Genomic DNA, 18,314 nt, shown 5'->3' on the forward strand with positions numbered 1-18,314 from the left:
GCCGCCGCCGCCGGGGGGGGGGGGGGGCCGGGGGGGGCCGGGGGGTGGGGGGGGGGTGCCCTTGCGGGGGGGGGCCCGCGCCTCCCCCCCCCCCCCCCCCCCGCCGGTCTTTCCGATCACACCGATCACACCGATCACGAACGGCCTAGCCGAGCAGGCCGCCCACCAGGCCGGGCTGGCCGGAGGACGACGAGCCGCCGCCGTCCGAGCCGCCGCCGCTCGTGGAACCGCCGGAGCCGGCCGAGCCTCCGGAGGAGGGGCCCGAGCTGGTGGCGGGGGCGTGCTGCTGCGGGGTGGACCGCTCGGGCGGCGCCTGGCCCGCGGTGCCCTGGGTCTGGCTGGGCGCGCCCGCGCCGGAGTCGCCGCCGGCGCCGGAGTCGTGGGCCTTGGGGGGCTTGCTCTCCGCGTCGGCCGTCGGGGCCGCCGAGGCGGCGCCGTGGGTGGGCGAGGTGGACGCCGAGGGCTGCCGGGACGCCTTGTGGCCGCCGGACCGCTCGGGGAGCGGCGAGCCGGGGAGTTCGTTGCGCGGGGGCTCGCCCGGGCCGGGCACGACGACGCGGTCGGCGTCGCGGACGGCGCCGCCGAGCAGGGAGCCGACGAGCAGGGTGAGTCCGACGGCGATCGCGGTGACGAGGGCGCCGCGGCGCAGCACGTAGCGGCGCAGCTCCCACAAGTCGGAGCGCGGGCCGAGCCGGCGCCAGGCGCCGGCCGCGAGCCGGCCGTCGACCGAGTAGACGGGGGCGCCGGCGATGATCAGCGGCGACCAGGCGGCGAGGTAGATGATGTCGGGGGTGTCGTAGACCGGGACGGTCTTCCAGCTGACGGTGACGATGAGGGCGGCCGAGAGTCCGGCGCCGAACACCGCGGCGACCCGCTGCCAGCAGCCGAGGACCGTGAGGACGCCCACGACGACCTGGAGGAAGGCGATGACGAGGCCGGAGCCGACGGGGTGGTGCAGGGCGAACTGGCGCAGTGGTTCGGCGACTTCCCAGGGGTGCAGGGTGTCGAGCCACTTCACCATGGAGCCGCGCTTGCCGCCGTCGAAGTAGACGGGGTCGCACAGCTTGCCCATGCCGGCGTAGATGGAGATGAAGCCGAGGAAGACGCGCAGCGGGAGCAGGACCACGCCGAGGTTCATCCGGCGGCCGGGGTAGTAGGCGTGCCGGGCCGGGTCGTCGCCCTGCCGGCGGCTGCGCCGGGTCGGTTCGAGGTCCGGGTCGTGGCCGTGGCCGGTCTCGCCGAAGTCCTCGAACTGGGCGTCGTCGTAGGCGGGTTCGTCGTAGGCGCTGCCGACGGTGCGCATGTTCGGCAGGAGGCGGTGTTCGCCGGCGACGGGGGTGCGCTGGGCGCCGACGAGCGGGGTTTCCAGGGTCTGGGCGGCGAGTTCGCCGTCGTAGCCCCGGTTGCCGACGCGGGGGATGACCTGGGTGGCTCCGGCGTCGGCCATCGGCGGTTCGCCGTGGCCGACGCTGCCTGCCCGCACGGCCTGCAGCAGTCGGTGGGCCCCGGTGTCGTCCGGGGCGGACTTGCCGCTCCAGACGACGGCCCGCCGGCGGCCCCCGGAAGCGGCGCCCGCTCTGCCGGCCGCGCCGACGGCGGCCATGCGCGCGGTGTCATCGATGGCGCTCACGTGCCGGGCGATCCGCGGGGATTGGTTACGCCGCGCCGACGCGCCCAGCTGCACGCGGAAGCTCGCGTGGCTGACGATGATCTGCGCCGGATCGCTCGGCACCTTCACCATGCTCAGCGCGGGAGCGTCGTCGAATCCCGACGAGCGGTCCCCCGTGGGTGTGCGGGGTGTTCTGGTGTCCACACTCATCTAACCGAGTGACGTGTGGTTAGGACACTGCTTTGACCCGCCGGATCTGTCCGGACTCCGTCAAGGTTGCACTACGCGCCGGGATTAACCCGTTCGGGTGAACCCACGGACGGGCGTCCATCCGCCCGCCCGCGAGTCACCCGGCACGACTGCCCTGTCCGGCACACCCTCCGGCTCCCGGCTGTCGGCTCTCGGTCAGCTCCTGCGCCGGGACGCCTCGTACAGGACGATGCCCGCGGCCACGCCCGCGTTGAGGGATTCCGCGCCGCCCGGCATCGGGATCCGCACCCGGAAGTCGCAGGTCTCGCCGACCAGCCGGGAGAGCCCCTTGCCCTCGCTGCCGACGACGATGACGACCGGGCCGTCCAGGGCCTTCAGCGTGCCGACCTCGTGCTCCCCGTCGGCGGCCAGGCCGACGACCGCGATGCCGGCCTTCTTGTAGGCCTCGAGCGCGCGGGTGAGGTTGGTGGCACGGGCGACCGGGGTGCGGGCGGCCGCACCGGCGGACGTCTTCCAGGCGCCGGCCGTCATACCGGCCGCGCGGCGTTCGGGGACGACGACTCCGTGGCCGCCGAAGGCGGAGACGGAGCGGACGACGGCGCCCAGGTTGCGCGGGTCGGTCACGCCGTCGAGGGCGACGATCAGCGGATCCTCGCCGTTGTCGTAGGCGGCCGCCGCCAGGTCCTCGGGGTGCGCGTACTCGTACGGCGGGACCTGGAGGACCAGGCCCTGGTGGTTGAGGCCGTTGGTCATGCGGTCCAGCTCGGGACGCGGGGCCTCCATGAGGTGGATGCCGCCGCGCTCACCGGCGAGCTGGAGCGCCTCGCGCACCCGCTCGTCGTTGTCGATGAACTGCTGAACGTAGAGCATCGTCGCGGGCACGCCCTCGCGCAGCGCCTCCACCACCGAGTTGCGGCCGACGACCATCTCGGACGTGCCCTTGCCGCCCCGGCCGCGCTGCGCGGGCCGGCGCACGGCCTGCTTCGCCTTGGCGGTCGCGATGCGGTTCGCCTTGTGCTTCTTGCGCATCTCGGCGGGCGGGGTCGGTCCCTTGCCTTCCAGGCCCCGGCGCCGCTGGCCGCCACTGCCGACCTGCGCGCCCTTCTTGCCGGACATGCGGCGGTTGTTGGCTGCCATGAGTCTCTCGTCTCCGTGAGCTTCGTACGAACGTCTTATGCAGTGTGCCGCCCGGGGGGCCGGGCGGCACAGTCGATCAAGGACGGGCCATGGGCCGTCCTAGCGCGGACCGAGGGTCCAGCGCGGGCCCTGCGGGCCGTCCTCGATGGTCAGGCCGGACTGCGTGAGCTGGTCGCGGATGGCGTCCGCGGTCGCCCAGTCCTTGCGCCCGCGGGCCGACTCGCGCTGGTCGAGGACGAGGCGTACGAGGCTGTCGACCACGCCGTGCAGGTCCTCGCCCCGGCTCTCCTCGCCGGCCCAGTGGGCGTCGAGCGGGTCCAGGCCGAGGACGCCGAGCATGGCGCGGACCTCGGCCAGACGGGCCACCGCGGCTTCCTTGTCGTCGGCGGCGAGGGCCGAGTTCCCCTGCCGCACCGTCGTGTGCACGATGGCGAGCGCCTGCGGGACCCCCAGGTCGTCGTCCATCGCCTCGGCGAACGCGGGCGGCACCTCGGCCGCGGGCTCGACGACTCCCCCGGCCTTCTCGACGACGCGCTGCACGAAGCCCTCGATCCGCGCGAACGCCGACTCTGCCTCGCGCAGCGACTCCTCGCTGTACTCGATCATCGAGCGGTAGTGCGGGGTGCCGAGGTAGTACCGCAGCACGATCGGGCGCCACTGCTTGACCATCTCGGAGACGAGGACGCTGTTGCCCAGCGACTTCGACATCTTCTCGCCGGCCATGGTGACCCAGGCGTTGTGCACCCAGTACCGCGCGAACTCGTCGCCGTAGGCCTTGGCCTGGGCGATCTCGTTCTCGTGGTGCGGGAAGATCAGGTCGAGGCCGCCGCCGTGGATGTCGAAGACGGGGCCCAGGTACTTGTGCGCCATCGCCGAGCACTCCAGGTGCCAGCCGGGACGTCCGCGGCCCCACGGGGTCTCCCAGCTCGGCTCGCCCGGCTTGACGGACTTCCACAGCGCGAAGTCGCGCTGGTCGCGCTTGCCGGTCTCGCCGTCGCCGGAGGGCTGGCGCAGGTCGTCGAGGTCCTGGTTGGACAGCTCCAGGTAGCCCGGGAAGGAGCGCACGTCGAAGTAGACGTTGCCGTCGGACTCGTAGGCGTGGCCGCGCTCGATCAGGCCCCGCATCATCTCGATCATCTCGGGGACGTGCCCGGTGGCGCGCGGCTCGTACGTCGGCGGCAGGCAGCCCAGCGCCTGGTAGCCGTCGTTGAACGCCCGCTCGTTGTCGTAGCCGATGGACCACCACGGGCGGCCCTGGTCGTGCGACTTGACGATGATCTTGTCGTCGATGTCGGTGACGTTGCGGATGAAGGTGACGTCATAGCCGCGGTAGACGAACCAGCGACGCATGATGTCGAAGTTCAGGCCCGAGCGGATGTGCCCGATGTGCGGGGCGGCCTGCACGGTGGCGCCACACAGGTAGATCGAGACACAGCCCGCGGTGAGCGGGATGAAGTCACGGATCTGCCGGGCGCTGGTGTCGTACAGGCGAATGGTCACCACACCAGGGTAGTGGGCGCGGGGCAGTGCCCCGAGCCCCTTGCGCCCAAGGGCCGCGTATTCGTTGACATGCCGCGGCACGGGCGGGTGCGACGCGGCGCGGCGGGGGTTCACCCGGTACGCGCCACCAGCGCGGTGGCGATGGCCATCAGGCCCTCGTCGCGCCCCGGGAAGCCCAGTCCGTCGGTGGTCGCGCCCGACACGGACACCGGGGCTCCCGCCGCCTCCGACAGGATCTTCTGGGCCTCGTCGCGCCGCTTGCCGATCTTCGGCCGGGGGCCGACGACCTGCACGGCGACGTTGCCGATGACGAAACCGGCGGCGCGCACGATCCGGGCCGCCTCGGTGAGCAGGGTGACGCCCGAGGCCCCGGACCACTCGGGGCGGCCGGTGCCGAAGTGCTGTCCGAGGTCGCCCAGTCCGGCGGCGGAGAAGAGCGCGTTGCAGGCGGCGTGCGCGACGACGTCCGCGTCGGAGTGCCCGGCCAGTCCGGGGCCCTCCCCTTCCCACTTCAGGCCCGCGCACCACAGCTCGCGGCCCTCCTCGAAGGCGTGGATGTCGGTGCCGATGCCGACCTGGGGCAGCGGGGCCCGGGCGAAGGGCGCCTCAGAAGCCATCGTTGAGCCTCCTGCGGGCCAGGACCGCCTCCGCGAGGACCAGGTCGAGGGGGCGGGTGACCTTGAAGGCCTCCTCGTGGCCGGGGACGACCACGACCGTCAGTCCGAGCTGTTCAACCATGCTCGCGTCGTCGGTGACGTCGTCCTCGACCGTCTCGTGGGCGCGCACCAGGGTGGCGCGGTCGAAGCCCTGCGGGGTCTGGACGGCGCGGAGGCGGGCGCGTTCGGGGGTGGCGACGACCGGCTCGGGGTCGCCGGGGGCGCCGGCGGGCTCGACCTCCTTGACGGTGTCCGCGAGGGGCAGCGCCGGAACGACGGCCGGGGCGCCTTCGCGGACGGCCTCGATGACGGCGTCCACCGTGTCGACGGGGACGAGGGGCCGGGCGGCGTCGTGGACCAGCACGATGTCGTACGCGGGGGGCAGCGCGTGCAGGCCCAGCCGGACCGATTCCTGCCGGGAGTCACCGCCCGGGACCACCAGGAAGTCGGTGCGGTCGGGCAGCGCGTGCGCGTCCAGCAGCGACTTGACCTCGGCGGCGCCGTCGGGCGGGGCCACGACGACGACCAGGGAGACGGCGCGGGAGGCGGCGAGGGCGCGTACCGCGTGGATCAGCATGGGCGTCCCGTTGAGCGCGCGCAGCGCTTTGGGGGCGCCCGGACCGAGGCGGACGCCCCGGCCGGCGGCCGGAATCACCGCGGCCGTGCGGGCGGGCGCGGGGGAGGGACGCGAATCGTCAGACATCGGTTCCTGTCAGGTTTGTGTGCCGGCCTGCCGTGGGTATGGCCTGGGAAGTGCCGGGGGCGACGCCTTGACCGACCCTTCCGTGACGCACCGGTCGAGGCAGCGGCCCGGGCCCGGCACATCAAGTATCGGGGGGCGGCCCCGTGGGACGGGGCGTTGGGGGCGGGGCGCAGAGCTTTCGCAACGGAGCGAACGGCGGTGTCCGAGCATGAACATGCCGCAGCGCCCGGCGACGGGGATACGTCATCGGGCACCGCGGCAGTTCAGTGTTCTTCGGTGTGCTGAGGCCGGTGCAGCACCGGCGTCAGGACGCGAGAACCTCGTCGAGCAGGGCCTCGGCCTTGTCTTCGTTGGTGTTCTCCGCGAGGGCGAGCTCGCTCACCAGGATCTGACGGGCCTTGGCGAGCATGCGCTTCTCACCGGCGGAGAGTCCGCGCTCGCGCTCACGACGCCACAGGTCACGCACGACTTCCGCGACCTTGATGACATCGCCGGAGGCGAGCTTCTCCAGATTTGCCTTGTAACGACGCGACCAGTTCGTGGGCTCCTCGGCGTACGGCGCGCGCAGCACCTCGAAGACCCGGTCCAGCCCGTCCTGACCGACCACATCACGCACGCCGACGAACTCCGCATTGTCCGCTGGCACACGTACCGTCAGGTCGCCCTGGGCGACCTTCAGCACCAAGTAGGTCTTGTCCACGCCTTTGATCTGGCGAGTTTCGATAGCCTCGATCAGCGCGGCCCCGTGATGGGGATAGACCACGGTGTCGCCAACCTTGAACGTCATGTGACAGGTACCCCTTCCGTGGCTATCCAGGGTAACACGGAAACTCCGGGTTCTGAATGGCGTTTTCGCAGGTCAGGGCATATCTCGGGGCTTGACAACAGCAACAGGGACGTGCTGCGGAGGGCCGACGGAAGCAGGTATTCGCAGGTCGGAGCGGCTCTCCGAGGGGGGAGAAACGCGTACGTTACACGCATCCGGAGGCCCGCCCGAACGGCCGAACGTCCCCATATGTCTGCTTCCGCGTGTGCGACTTCCGTTACTCCGTTCGGTACGCCCGGCCGGATACGAGCCGTTTCCGGAATTGATCATCAGCCGTTCGGCCGGGGGTGTGATCAATTCCGGAACGGCCGCGCATTCCTTCACGAAAATCCGCGGGCGGACGGGAGCGCGGTTATCCGAATGGCGCGCGAGCAGGTGGACCACGAGTGAAGCCGAAGTGACTCGCGGGTCACGAGGGAACGCCGGAGTCGGCGTGACGAGAGTCGGCCCGGGACGTCCGCCCGGGGCCGGGACCGCTTCAGAGGCGGGTCGGGTGCGGCGGCGCGGGACCGGCTCGGTAACCTGAGGCCGCTGACAGACCCTAAGGACGGCTTTGCTCACAGGAAAAAGCCGCCCGCGTTTACAAGGAGTTGCCGCCGCCGTGAGCAGCAGCCTTCGACGCGGCGTCCTCGCCGCCTCCGCCATCGCGTTCTCGATCGCCTCGCTCGCCGCCTGCGGCGCCGGAAACGACGCCCAGACCCTTGAGGTCAAGCCGGACAACGCCGCCGCCCAGGTCGGCAAGATCAAGCTGCAGAACGTCGTCGTCATCACCCAGCCGGACCTGGAGTCGAAGGGTCCCGCGGTGATCTCGGCGACGGTCTTCAACAGCAGCGACGACCCCCAGACGCTGGAGTCCGTCACCGTCGACGGCACGGGCAAGTCCGCCGAGCTCAAGCCCGCCAAGGGCGACGGCAAGCTGACCGTGCCGGCCCACGGCTCCGTGGTCATCGGCGGTGCGGACAACGCCTCCGCCGTCCTGCCGAGCAGCCGAGAGGCCGTTCAGGACGGCAACGCCCAGAAGGTGACCTTCACCTTCAGCGAGACCGGCGCGGTCACCCTGACCGCCTTCGTCGTCCCCGCCGAGAGCTACTTCTCCTCGTGGGGCCCGAGTTCCGTTCCGAGCGCCTCGCCGAAGCCCTCGCAGTCGCCGTCCGGGAGCGCCTCGCCCTCCGGGTCGGCGTCCGGCTCGGCTTCCCCGAACTCCTCGGAGTCGGCGGCAGCCGGTCACTGACCAGGCACACGGATGAAGGGCGGCACCCCGTGCGGGGTGCCGCCCTTCATCCGTATGCGTCGGCCTACGGCTCGAACTTGTAGCCCAGGCCGCGGACCGTCACCAGGTAGCGCGGAGCGCCCGGGTCCGGCTCGATCTTGGCGCGCAGCCGCTTGACGTGGACGTCGAGGGTCTTGGTGTCGCCCACGTAGTCGGCGCCCCAGACCCGGTCGATGAGCTGCATGCGGGTCAGGACGCGGCCGGCGTTGCGCAGCAGCATCTCCAGCAGGTCGAACTCCTTCAGGGGGAGGTCGACCTTGGAACCGGAGACCGTCACCACGTGGCGGTCGACGTCCATGCGGACCGGACCCGCCTCCAGGGCCACCGGCGTCACCTCCTCCGGCTCGCCGCGGCGGCGCAGCACGGCCCGGATGCGGGCGACCAGTTCACGCGAGGAGAAGGGCTTGGTGACATAGTCGTCGGCCCCTATCTCCAGACCGACGACCTTGTCGATCTCGCTGTCCTTGGCGGTCACCATGATCACGGGGACGTTGGAGCGGCCGCGCAGCTGACGGCACACCTCCGTGCCGGGCAGGCCCGGCAGCATCAGGTCGAGGAGCACGAGGTCGGCGCCGTTGCGCTCGAACTCGTCGAGTCCGTCGGGACCCGTGGTCGCGACCGCGACCTCGAATCCCTCCTTGCGGAGCATGTACGACAGGGCGTCGGAGAAGGACTCCTCGTCCTCGACGACGAGCACTCGGGTCACGGATGGACCTCCGGGGCGGAAAGCGTCTGGTACGCGGTCGAATCGGGGGATGTGGCGCGGGACGGCGCCCGGCGTGAGGGGTGGGAAGAGGAGGCGACCTCGTCGAAGTCGTCGACGTCGTCGACCTCGTCCGGGTCCTGACGCTGATGCGCGCGGTCGCGGGCCACGCCCGTCTCCGGCAGCCGCAGGGTGAACGTGGAGCCCTGGTTCTCGGCGCTCCACACCGTGACCTCCCCGCCGTGCGAGGCGGCCACGTGCTTGACGATCGCCAACCCCAGGCCCGTGCCGCCGGTGGCACGGGAGCGAGCCGGGTCGACCCGGTAGAAACGCTCGAAGATGCGCTCCTTGTCCTTGTCGGAGATGCCGATGCCCTGGTCGGTCACGGCGATCTCGATGAGATCGCCGCCGGCCGCGTTCACCCGGCGGGCGGCTATGCCGACGCGGGTGCGGGCGGGCGAGTAGTTGACGGCGTTCTCGACCAGGTTGCCCAGGGCCGCGGCCAGCTGGCCCCGGTTGCCCCAGACGCGCAGGTCGTCCGGGCCCGCCGCGGCCATGGTGATCTGCTTGGCGCCGGCCTGGTGCCGGCAGCGGTCGACGGCCTCGGCGACCAGTTCGTCGACGCCGACCGGTTCGGCGTCCTCCAGCGGATCGTCGTTCTGGACCCGCGACAGGTCGATGAGCTCCTGGACCAGACTGGTCAGCCGGGTGGCCTCGATCTGCATACGCCCGGCGAACCGCTCCACCGCCTCCGGGTCCTCCGAGGCGTCCATGACGGCCTCGGAGAGGAGGGAGAGCGCGCCCACCGGCGTCTTGAGCTCATGGCTGACGTTCGCCACGAAGTCCCGCCGGACCGCTTCGATCCGACGGGCCTCGGTGAGGTCCTCGACGAGCAGCAGGACGAGCCGGGAGCCCAGCGGGGCCACTCTGGCGGACACGGCGAGGGCCTCGCCCCGCCCGGTCCCGCGCCGGGGGAGGTCCAGCTCGACCTGGCGTATCTCCCCGTCGCGCCTGGTGTCCCGGGCCATCTTCAGCATGGGCTCGACGCTGAGCCTGCCTCCGCGGACCAGCCCGAGGGCATAGGCGGCGGAGCTGGCCTTGACGACGGCGTCGGCCTCGTCGAGCACGACGGCGGAGGAGCGGAGCACCGACAGGACCGTGTCCACGCCCGGCGGAAGCACCGGGTCCGTGTGCAGGGAGGTGCGCGTGGGGCGCTTCTGCTCCCGCTCGCTCCAGCGGAACGCCAGCATGGCGATGACACCGGTGAGCACGCCGGCGATCGCTGCCGCTGCGGCGACCGCCGCGTTCACGTCCATGCCCCCAGGTTAGGCACGGGTTCGGTCCTGGCCACAGCCATCGAGGTGCGAGCTCGAACACTCGTCGCCCAGAGTTCACCTTGGAGCCAGTGGTGGTTCATTTGAGGTGACGGAAATCGACGCGTACGGGGCGCAGCGTGGCACCGTGGGGTTCGCAGCTCCGGTCACAGGGCCGGCCGGCGCCGGTCCGAGAACCGGTTCCGGCCTGGTGTCGCGGCCGGTTCTGGCCCCCGGAACCGAACCCGAACCCCGAGCACGACGTACGAGAGGGAACCCTGATGCGGGACGCGTACCACGAGGAACTGGACTCGATCGGCGACAGCCTGGTGGAGATGGCCCGGCTGGTCGGGTCGGCGATCGGACGCGCCACGACGGCCATTCTCGACGCCGACCTCAAGCTCGCCGAGAGCGTCATCGAGGCCGACAAGAGGGTCGACGAGCTGCAGCACGACCTGGAGGCACGGGCGATAGCGCTGCTGGCCCGGCAGCAGCCGGTGGCGACGGACCTGCGGATCGTCGTCACGTCACTGCGGATGTCGGCCGACCTGGAGCGCTCCGGCGACCTCGCCCAGCACGTGGCGAAGCTGGCGCGGCTGCGCTTCCCCAACCGTGCGGTGCCGCACGACCTGCACGCCACGATCCTGGAGATGGGCCAGCTGGCGCAGCGCCTGATGGCGAAGGCGGCCGAGGTCATCATCACGAAGGACGTCGACCTGGCGCTCCAGCTGGAGCAGGACGACGACGAGATGGACCTGCTGCACCGCACGCTCTTCCAGCACCTGCTGGACGACAAGTGGAAGCACGGCATCGAGACCGCGGTCGACGTGACCCTGCTCGGCCGCTACTACGAGCGGTTCGCCGACCACGCGGTGGCCGTCGCCAAGCGCGTGGTCTTCCTGGTGACGGGCGAGCACGCGGACGAGCTCCAGCAGGACCTGCCGCCGGAGATCCAGCCGGCCGCGGGGCCGGGCACGGGCGCGGGAACGGGAACGGGAACGGGATCCGACGGCGCGGGCGTGTGAGGCGAGGGCGCTTGAGGGGGCCGCTGGGGGGCAGCGTCCTCGTCGGGCCGGCGTCCTAGGACGCTGGGCCGCTGGGGAGGCGGCGTCCTCGTCGGGCCGGCGTCCTCGTCGGGCCGGCATCCTCGTCGGGCCGGCATCCTCGTCGGGCCGCTGGGGAGGCGGCGTCCTCGTCGGGGCCGGCGTCCGAGACGGGCCGGCGTCCGAGACGCGAGTGTCTGACGGGGTCGGAGGGTGAGCTGGGGCCGGGCGGTGGGGTCGTCGGGCGGTGGGGTCGTCGGGTGCCGGGCCGGCCGGGCGGTGGGCCGGCCGGGCGGGCGGGCGGGCGGGCGATGGGATCGGCGGCCGGCCGGGCGATGGGATCGTCGGGCGGTGGGGTCGTCGGGTGCCGGGCCGGCCGGGCGATGGGATCGTGGGGCGGTGGGGTCGTCGGGTGCTCGGCCGGCCGGGCGATGGGCCGGTCGGGTGGTCCGTGGGGGATCCGGTCCGCCCGCGCGGGCGATCGCCGGGGGCGTGCCGGATCCCGTCCAGGGCGTGCCCAAGACACTGTGCGCCGTTGATGCGCCCAGGGGAACGGGCATGCAATGGGCACAGGTCCTACGCCTCCGGGAGGAACCCATGGCCGAGTCCCCCAGCACTCCCACGCCCGACCCGACGCAGCAGCGCCCGACCGAGCAGCCCGCCGAGATCAGGAACTTGATGCTGATCCGCGCGTGCGGCTGCGGTTCCGGGTGCGGCTGCGGATGCCAGTCGGGCAACCCCTGCCAGTGCGGCTGAGGACGCACCGCCCGAACGTACGTGGACGCGGGGCCCCGGCGCCGACAGGACGCCGGGGCCCTTCGCCGTGCCTCGGAGGCGTCAGGGCTTGGCCGCCGACACCCCCGTGACGGTCACGGTGTCGTCGCACTCGGCGAACTGCCCGTCGTCCAGGGCCACTTGATGCGCCCCGGAGCCCGGCAGGCCGACGACCACCGTCGGGAACACGGACGGGGTCGCACCGGACGCGCAGTACCCGTCGGCCTCCCCCTGCACCTGCACGAAGGTCAGCTTGACCCACGCCCTGCCGCCGGGGGCCGCCGTCACCGGCGCGGCCGGCCCGACGGGCGTGACGGCGAGCGGGGAGTTGTGCCCCGGGGAGCCGTTGCCGGCCCCGGCGACGGACGGATGCCCCTTGAGGACGCAGGGCCGGGCGGAGACGTTGGTGAACGTGACGATCGCGGCGCCGGTCCCGGTGCCCGGCGGCCGCTCGTCGGCCTGCCGGGCGGTGACCTTGAGACTCTTCGCCGCACAGGCCGCCACGACACCGCCCGTCGACCCGCCGCCGGTCGAACCTCCGCCCGTCGACCCGCCGCCGGTCGAACCTCCGCCCGTGGAACCGTGGGAGGCCGACGCCGACGCGGTGACCGGGGCCGAGGGCGCGCCAGGGGCCGGGGCGGGGGCCGAGGACGCGGACCCGCCGGAGCCGGAGCCGGACCCGGAACCCGTCGAGGCGGAACCGGCGGAGGCGGAGCTGCTCCCGGCGGCGGAGCCGGAACCGGTCGAGGCGGAGCCTCCGGCGGCGGAACTCGTGACGGCGGCGGAACTCCCCGCGGGGGAGGGCGAGTCCGTGGGCTGGCACCCCGTCATCGCCAGCGCCGCCGAAGCGAGGACGGCCGCCGCCACGGAACCCCGGCGCGCATGCCGGGGCACGCCCCACAGCACACCCCCGCTCCCGCTCCCGCTTCCTCTCTCACTTCCGTTCTCACTTCTGTTCGCGTTTCCACCCGTGTGACGCATGCCGTTCCCCCGATTCCGATCGGCGCGGGCGTCCGCCTTCGCGCCGTTGCTCACCCCGGCAGACGAACCGGACGCTCGCGGAGGTTCTGCCGGTCGCGCGCCTGTGACCGAGCGGTGACGAAAACGCGGCCCGCGGCCGGCGGGGGGTGCGGGCTAGGATCCGTGCCATGGCCCTGACCCTGAGCGACGTGGAGCGGTTCGAGGCGTCGAGGCCCCGCCTGGAGGCCATCGCCTATCGCCTACTGGGCTCCGCGAGCGAGGCCGAGGACGCCGTGCAGGAGACGTTCCTGCGCTGGCAGGCGGCCGACGTCGAGCACGTCGCCGTTCCCGAGGCCTGGCTGACGAAGGTGCTCACCAACCTGTGCCTCAACCAGCTCACGTCGGCCCGCGCGCGGCGCGAGACCTATGTGGGCCAGTGGCTGCCCGAGCCGCTGCTCGCCGGCGACCCGATGCTCGGCCCCGCCGACACCGCCGAACAGCGCGAATCGGTGTCGTACGCGGTGCTGACCCTGCTGGAGCGCCTCTCCCCCAACGAACGGGCGGTGTACGTGCTGCGGGAGGCCTTCGACTACCCGCACCGCGAGATCGCCGAGATCCTCGACCTCACCGAGGCCGCCAGCCAGCAGATCTTCCACCGCGCCAAGAAGCACGTCGCGCAGGGCAGGACCCGCACCGAGATCGACGAGGCCGCCGCCCGGCGCATCGTCGAGGAGTTCCTCGCGGCCGCCACCAGCGGCCGGACCGAGCCGCTCGTGCGGCTGCTCACCCAGGACGCCGTCTCGATCGGCGACGGCGGCGGGAAGGTCCCGGCGCGCGCCAAGGCGTTCGAGGGCGCTCTCGCGGTCGCGAAGTTCATGCGGGGCCTGTTCAAGCCCAGCGAGGCCAAGCGCTCCTTCGTCGGCGGCTCGCCCGAGGTCCACGCCACGAACGTCAACGGCGCCCCGGCCCTCGTGGTGGTCGTCGACGGCCGGGTCATCGGGGTCATGTGCCTGGAGATCGGCGCAGACGGCATCGCCGCGTTCCGCAACCAGGTCAACCCCGACAAGCTCGAACGCGCGACCAGGCGGTGGGCCGCCGCCGACCACGGGGAACCCCTGCTCCGCCTCTTCTGACCGCGATGTGAGGTGCTTCACATCGCACTCCTGTCAGGAAACGGCGGGCCGCCCGGTTCAAGTGGCGAATCCGCTCAAGACAGGAGCAGCGACATGCAGCATCGCATCATCGTCCTCGGGGCCGGGTACGCCGGAGCCATCGCCGCCGGGCGCCTCGCCAGGCGACTGCACCGCCAAGACGTCGCCGTCACTCTCGTCAACGCCGAGCCCGACTTCGTCGAGCGCGTCCGGATGCACCAGCTGGCGGTCGGCCAGGACCTGCGGCCGCGTCCGCTCGGCGAGATGTTCGCGGGCACCGGCGTCCGCCTGAGGATCGCGAGGGTCACGGGCGTCGACGTCGACCGAAGGACCGTCGCCGTGCTCGCCGCCGACGGCGCCGAGGAGTTGGCGTACGACACTCTCGTGTACGCCCTGGGCAGCGACGGGAACGACCAGGGCGTACCCGGCGTCGCCGAGCACGCCCACCAGATCGCGGGCCGGCCCGGAGCGCTCCGGCTCCGTGAGCGCCTGTCCGGGCTCGCCGCCGGCCGGCCCGTGGTCGTGGTGGGCGGGGGCCTCACCGGCCTGGAGGCCGCGACCGAGATCGCCGAGGCCCGCCCGGACCTGGACGTCGCACTCGCCGCCCGTGCCGGACTGGGCGACTGGCTCTCGCCCAGGGGCCGCCGGCATCTGCGCAAGGTCGTCGACGACCTCGGCATCACCGTCCACGAGCACACCGCCGTCACCGCCGTCGGGGCCGACCATGTCACCACCGCCGACGGCAGGTCCGTCCCGTCCGCGGTCACGGTCTGGACGACCGGCTTCGCGGTCCACCCCATCGCCCGGGCCACCGCCCTGGAGGTCACCGACAGCGGCCGGATCGTCGTCGACCGGACCCTGCGCTCGATCTCGCACCCGGACGTGTACGCCATCGGCGACGCGGCGATGGCGACGGGCCCCGGCGACAAGCCGCTGCGGATGTCGTGCGCCTCGGGCGTCCCGATGGCGTGGCAGGCCGCGGACGCCATCGCGGCCCGCCTGACCGGCGCGAAGAAGGTCCCGAACGTGCCGCTGCGCTACTTCAACCAGTGCATCTCGCTGGGCCGCCGGGAAGGTCTGATCCAGTACGTCACCGCCGACGACCGCGCCGTCAACGCGGCCCTGACGGGGCGCCTCGCCGCGGTCTACAAGGAACTGGTCTGCAAGGGCGCGGCCTGGGGCGTCGCCAACCCCCTCCTCCTGCCGACCACCCGCCGCCGCGTCACCCGAGAACATCTGCGCCCGAACGCGGCAGAGGCCCCCGGCTCGACGGATTCGGCCGACTCGGCCGACTCGACCGACTCGACGGACGCGACGGACTCGACGGACTCCGCGGTGAGGACGCCGACGGCCTGACCCCCCTCCCGGCCTTCCTCGAACGGCCGGGGCAGGACACGCAGCGAGCACCGGGTGCGCTACGACGGTCACGGGGTCACGAAAGCCACCCGGCCTCGTGAAGCGCGTGGAAAGCCATCTCGTCGACGGCCGAGACCCGGTCGCGATCGACGTAGCGGAACCACGCCTTCTCGGCGATCTCCCTCGCCGGGGTCAGCTCACCGCGGTGATCGGCGGTGTAGCAGATCATCCGGAAGGGGCCGTGCTCCGGATGGCCCGCACCGATCTCGACAGTGCCGAAGTGCACCATGGAACCGGGTTCGATCGCCGTCTGCGGTTCCTCGTCGATCTCCCGCACCAGGGTCTCGCCGTCGGACTCGCCCGGCTCTCGGTGACCGCCCGGGAAGTAGAAGCGATCTCTGCCATGACTGCGCGTCACCAGCACCCGGTCATCCCGAACGAGAACCCACGCCACCTTCTCCGGCACACCGATGCCCTCCGCCATGATTCAGGACCGTATCGGAGGAGATCGCCCGCGGCCGCACTGCCCGCACCCGGAAGCCTTCCTCCAGGGCAAGGGCGCTGGGGTGGCCGGGGGGCGACCGGAGGGGGCGGTGCGACCGCTCGTTCGGGATGTCCCGGCGCGGCCGCCGCAGGACCCGCCACGCTGAGGGCCCACAGTGGGCCCAGGCCGTGAAAACGCCCCCGACTCGCGCCGTATGCGCAGGTCGGGGGCATGATCACGAAGGCTACTTCTTCTTGCCCTGGTTCTTGACTGCTTCGATCGCTGCTGCCGCGGCTTCCGGGTCGAGGTAGGTGCCGCCCGGGTTGGTCGGCTTGAAGTCCGCGTCGAGTTCGTAGGCGAGCGGGATGCCCGTCGGGATGTTCAGGCCCGCGATGTCGGCGTCCGAGATGCCGTCGAGGTGCTTGACGAGGGCGCGCAGGCTGTTGCCGTGGGCGGCGACGAGGACCGTGCGGCCGGCGAGGAGGTCCGGGACGATGCCGTCGTACCAGTAGGGGAGCATCCGGATGACGACGTCCTTGAGGCACTCCGTGCGGGGGCGGAGCTCCGGGGGGATCGTCGCGTAACGCGGGTCCGCGGACTGGGAGAACTCCGTGCCGTCCTCGAGGGGCGGGGGCGGGGTGTCGTAGGAACGGCGCCAGAGCATGAACTGCTCCTCGCCGAACTCCGCGAGGGTCTGCGCCTTGTCCTTGCCCTGAAGCGCGCCGTAGTGGCGCTCGTTCAGGCGCCAGGAGCGGTGGACCGGGATCCAGTGGCGGTCGGCGGATTCGAGGGCCAGCTGGGCCGTGCGGATCGCCCGCTTCTGGAGGGACGTGTGGACCACGTCGGGCAGGAGGTCGGCGTCCTTCAGGAGTTCGCCACCGCGGACCGCCTCCTTCTCGCCCTTCTCGTTGAGGTTCACGTCCACCCAGCCGGTGAACAGGTTCTTCGCGTTCCACTCGCTCTCGCCGTGGCGGAGGAGGATCAGCTTGTACGGTGCGTCGGCCATGCGTATGAGCGTAATCCACCGTTCCGACGCGTCGTACGTCTGCTCGCCCAGCGGACAGGCCGCCCGCGGGACGCCCGCGGTACCGCGGCGGGACGGTGACGATCGACCGTTTCTGTTAAATGAGTGGCCTCCGCTTCCGCCTCCCTCGTAAGTTGTGAGAGCGTCTGCGCCACTTACTCCCGGGGGATCCGATGCCTGTCGCCGTCCTGAGACGTGCCGCCCGCGAGACGTTGTCCGGGCTGCCCCGAGAGTTCTGGTGGCTGTGGACCAGCACCCTCGTCAACCGGCTCGGCGCCTTCGTCGCGACCTTCATGGCGCTGTACCTGACTCTGGACCGCGGCTACTCCGCCTCCTACGCCGGGCTCGTCGCCTCGCTGCACGGACTGGGCGGGGTCGTCTCGTCGCTCGGCGCCGGCGTCATGGCGGACCGGCTCGGACGGCGGCCCACCCTGCTCATCGCCCAGACCTCCACCGCGGCCTGTGTCGCGCTGCTCGGGTTCATGGAGCATCCCGTCGCCATCGCCGGGGTCGCCTTCCTCGTCGGGATGGCCTCCAACGCCTCCCGGCCGGCCGTGCAGGCGATGATCGCCGACATCGTGCGGCCCGAGGACCGGGTCCGCGCCTTCTCGCTCAACTACTGGGCCATCAACCTCGGGTTCGCCGTGTCCTCCACGGCCGCCGGGTTCATCGCCGAGGTCAGTTACCGCGCCGGGTTCCTCCTGGAGGCGGGGATGACGTCGGTGTGCGCGGTCGTCGTGTTCCTCAAGCTGCCCGAGTCGCGGCCCGAGCGGGAGGACAAGACCGTGCGCGAGGACGCCGTCGGGCTCGGGACCGTCCTGCGCGACGGGCGGTTCATGAGCGTCGTCGGCCTGTCCTTCCTCGTCGCGCTCGTCTTCCAGCAGGGGGCCGTGGGCCTGCCGGTGGCGATGGGCGCGGCCGGGTTCACGGCGGCCGACTACGGCATGGCCATCGCGGTCAACGGCGTCCTCATCGTCGCGCTGCAGATTCCGGTCACGCGGTTCATCGAGCACTGGGACACCCGGCGGCTGCTGGTGATCTCCTCGGTGCTCGCGGGCTACGGATTCGGGCTGACGGCCTTCGCCGGGTCGGTCGGCGTGTTCGCGCTGACCGTCTGCGTGTGGACGCTGGCCGAGATCGTCAACGCGCCCACCCAGACCGGGCTCGTGGTCCGCCTCTCCCCCACCCACGGCCGCGGTCGCTACCAGGGCATGTACACGCTCTCGTGGGCCGTGGCCTCCCTGGTCGCTCCGGTGATGTCCGGTCTCGTCATCGACCGGCTCGGCGCGGAGTGGCTGTGGGGGTTGTGCGCGGTGGTGGGTACGGCGGCGGGCCTCGGGTACGGCCTGCTGATGCGCCGGCTCCCGGAGGAGACGCCCGCGTCCGCCTCCGAGCGCACGGCCGGCGCCCCGGTGACGTCCGAGACGGCCGCCGCCCCGGCGAAGCCCGAGGGCAACGCCGCCTGAGCCGACGGTGCCACGACGATCACGACCAGCACGGTGTCACGGGTGGCGAGCGGGACATGGCGTCACGGAGGTCACCGGGGGCACGAGGGGCACGGGAACCACCGGGGTCACCGGCGTCACGGGGGACAC

General features: G+C 72.3%; 17 protein-coding genes. 6 read left to right on the forward strand and 11 right to left on the reverse strand.

The genetic code is table 11. The features are described from left to right. Positions 1-145: 145 nt before the first annotated feature. The 6 genes from ACFVYK_RS16280 to ACFVYK_RS16305 all read right to left on the reverse strand — a co-directional run bounded on the left by ACFVYK_RS16280 (position 146) and on the right by ACFVYK_RS16305 (position 6,602). Positions 146-1,819: a DoxX family membrane protein gene (locus ACFVYK_RS16280; protein ID WP_389773878.1), complete on the reverse strand. Its 1,674-nt coding sequence runs from the start codon at positions 1,817-1,819 to the stop codon at positions 146-148. A gap of 195 nt (positions 1,820-2,014) precedes the next feature. Next, a complete protein-coding gene (gene rlmB / locus ACFVYK_RS16285; RefSeq protein WP_389773881.1) occupies positions 2,015-2,956 on the reverse strand; it encodes a 23S rRNA (guanosine(2251)-2'-O)-methyltransferase RlmB in 942 nt (313 codons plus the stop codon). 99 nt (positions 2,957-3,055) lie between these two features. Beyond that, a complete protein-coding gene (gene cysS / locus ACFVYK_RS16290) occupies positions 3,056-4,456 on the reverse strand; it encodes a cysteine--tRNA ligase (RefSeq protein WP_389773883.1) in 1,401 nt (466 codons plus the stop codon). A gap of 110 nt (positions 4,457-4,566) precedes the next feature. Beyond that, entirely contained in the window at positions 4,567-5,073 is a 507-nt protein-coding gene (gene ispF, locus ACFVYK_RS16295; RefSeq protein ID WP_389773886.1) for a 2-C-methyl-D-erythritol 2,4-cyclodiphosphate synthase, read from the reverse strand. Then, complete coding sequence (gene ispD / locus ACFVYK_RS16300; RefSeq protein WP_389773889.1) at positions 5,063-5,815, reverse strand: 2-C-methyl-D-erythritol 4-phosphate cytidylyltransferase; 753 nt, start codon at positions 5,813-5,815, stop codon at positions 5,063-5,065. The genes ispF and ispD overlap by 11 nt, the downstream gene beginning before the upstream one ends. 304 nt (positions 5,816-6,119) lie before the next feature. Continuing rightward, a complete protein-coding gene (locus ACFVYK_RS16305; RefSeq protein ID WP_003953493.1) occupies positions 6,120-6,602 on the reverse strand; it encodes a CarD family transcriptional regulator in 483 nt (160 codons plus the stop codon). A gap of 640 nt (positions 6,603-7,242) precedes the next feature. Between ACFVYK_RS16305 and ACFVYK_RS16310 the strand changes: the two genes are divergently transcribed. After that, positions 7,243-7,872 (forward strand): DUF461 domain-containing protein, encoded by a 630-nt coding sequence (locus tag ACFVYK_RS16310; RefSeq protein ID WP_389773891.1) that lies wholly within the window; start codon positions 7,243-7,245, stop codon positions 7,870-7,872. 64 nt (positions 7,873-7,936) lie between these two features. Here the strand turns inward: ACFVYK_RS16310 and ACFVYK_RS16315 are convergent, their stop codons facing one another. Both ACFVYK_RS16315 and ACFVYK_RS16320 read right to left on the reverse strand, forming a co-directional pair. Then, entirely contained in the window at positions 7,937-8,617 is a 681-nt protein-coding gene (locus ACFVYK_RS16315; RefSeq protein WP_389773894.1) for a response regulator, read from the reverse strand. Continuing rightward, positions 8,614-9,930 carry a sensor histidine kinase gene (locus tag ACFVYK_RS16320; protein ID WP_389773897.1) on the reverse strand — a complete coding sequence of 439 codons (1,317 nt, stop codon included), beginning with the start codon at positions 9,928-9,930 and terminating at the stop codon, positions 8,614-8,616. Before ACFVYK_RS16320 ends, ACFVYK_RS16315 begins: the two co-directional genes overlap by 4 nt. A 278-nt stretch (positions 9,931-10,208) precedes the next feature. Between ACFVYK_RS16320 and phoU the strand changes: the two genes are divergently transcribed. Next, positions 10,209-10,952, forward strand: a complete 744-nt coding sequence (gene phoU, locus ACFVYK_RS16325) for a phosphate signaling complex protein PhoU (RefSeq protein WP_389773900.1) — start codon at positions 10,209-10,211, stop codon at positions 10,950-10,952. Positions 10,953-11,807: 855 nt separating this feature from the next. Here the strand turns inward: phoU and ACFVYK_RS16330 are convergent. Then, positions 11,808-12,248 (reverse strand): DUF4232 domain-containing protein, encoded by a 441-nt coding sequence (locus ACFVYK_RS16330; protein WP_389773902.1) that lies wholly within the window; start codon positions 12,246-12,248, stop codon positions 11,808-11,810. 70 nt (positions 12,249-12,318) lie between these two features. Here ACFVYK_RS16330 and ACFVYK_RS16335 point away from each other — a divergent pair, with 70 nt between their 5' ends. From ACFVYK_RS16335 to ACFVYK_RS16345, 3 genes are all read left to right on the forward strand, one after another. Continuing rightward, positions 12,319-12,720: a hypothetical protein gene (locus tag ACFVYK_RS16335; RefSeq protein WP_389773905.1), complete on the forward strand. Its 402-nt coding sequence runs from the start codon at positions 12,319-12,321 to the stop codon at positions 12,718-12,720. Positions 12,721-12,892: 172 nt separating this feature from the next. Further along, positions 12,893-13,837, forward strand: a complete 945-nt coding sequence (locus ACFVYK_RS16340; RefSeq protein WP_389773907.1) for an RNA polymerase sigma-70 factor — start codon at positions 12,893-12,895, stop codon at positions 13,835-13,837. Between the two features lie 93 nt (positions 13,838-13,930). Beyond that, complete coding sequence (locus ACFVYK_RS16345) at positions 13,931-15,211, forward strand: NAD(P)/FAD-dependent oxidoreductase (RefSeq protein ID WP_389773910.1); 1,281 nt, start codon at positions 13,931-13,933, stop codon at positions 15,209-15,211. Positions 15,212-15,287: 76 nt separating this feature from the next. Here ACFVYK_RS16345 and ACFVYK_RS16350 read toward each other — a convergent pair whose 3' ends face one another. Both ACFVYK_RS16350 and ACFVYK_RS16355 read right to left on the reverse strand, forming a co-directional pair. After that, complete coding sequence (locus ACFVYK_RS16350; protein WP_389773913.1) at positions 15,288-15,695, reverse strand: NUDIX domain-containing protein; 408 nt, start codon at positions 15,693-15,695, stop codon at positions 15,288-15,290. A 244-nt stretch (positions 15,696-15,939) separates the two neighbouring features. Further along, positions 15,940-16,701, reverse strand: coding sequence for a phosphoglyceromutase (locus tag ACFVYK_RS16355; protein WP_389773916.1), 762 nt, complete (start codon positions 16,699-16,701; stop codon positions 15,940-15,942). Between the two features lie 191 nt (positions 16,702-16,892). Here ACFVYK_RS16355 and ACFVYK_RS16360 point away from each other — a divergent pair, with 191 nt between their 5' ends. Beyond that, positions 16,893-18,185, forward strand: a complete 1,293-nt coding sequence (locus ACFVYK_RS16360; RefSeq protein WP_389773919.1) for an MDR family MFS transporter — start codon at positions 16,893-16,895, stop codon at positions 18,183-18,185. The last annotated feature ends 129 nt before the right edge of the window (positions 18,186-18,314 follow it).

The sequence above is a fragment of the Streptomyces sp. NPDC058291 genome (assembly GCF_042880855.1).
GTDB lineage: Bacteria > Actinomycetota > Actinomycetes > Streptomycetales > Streptomycetaceae > Streptomyces.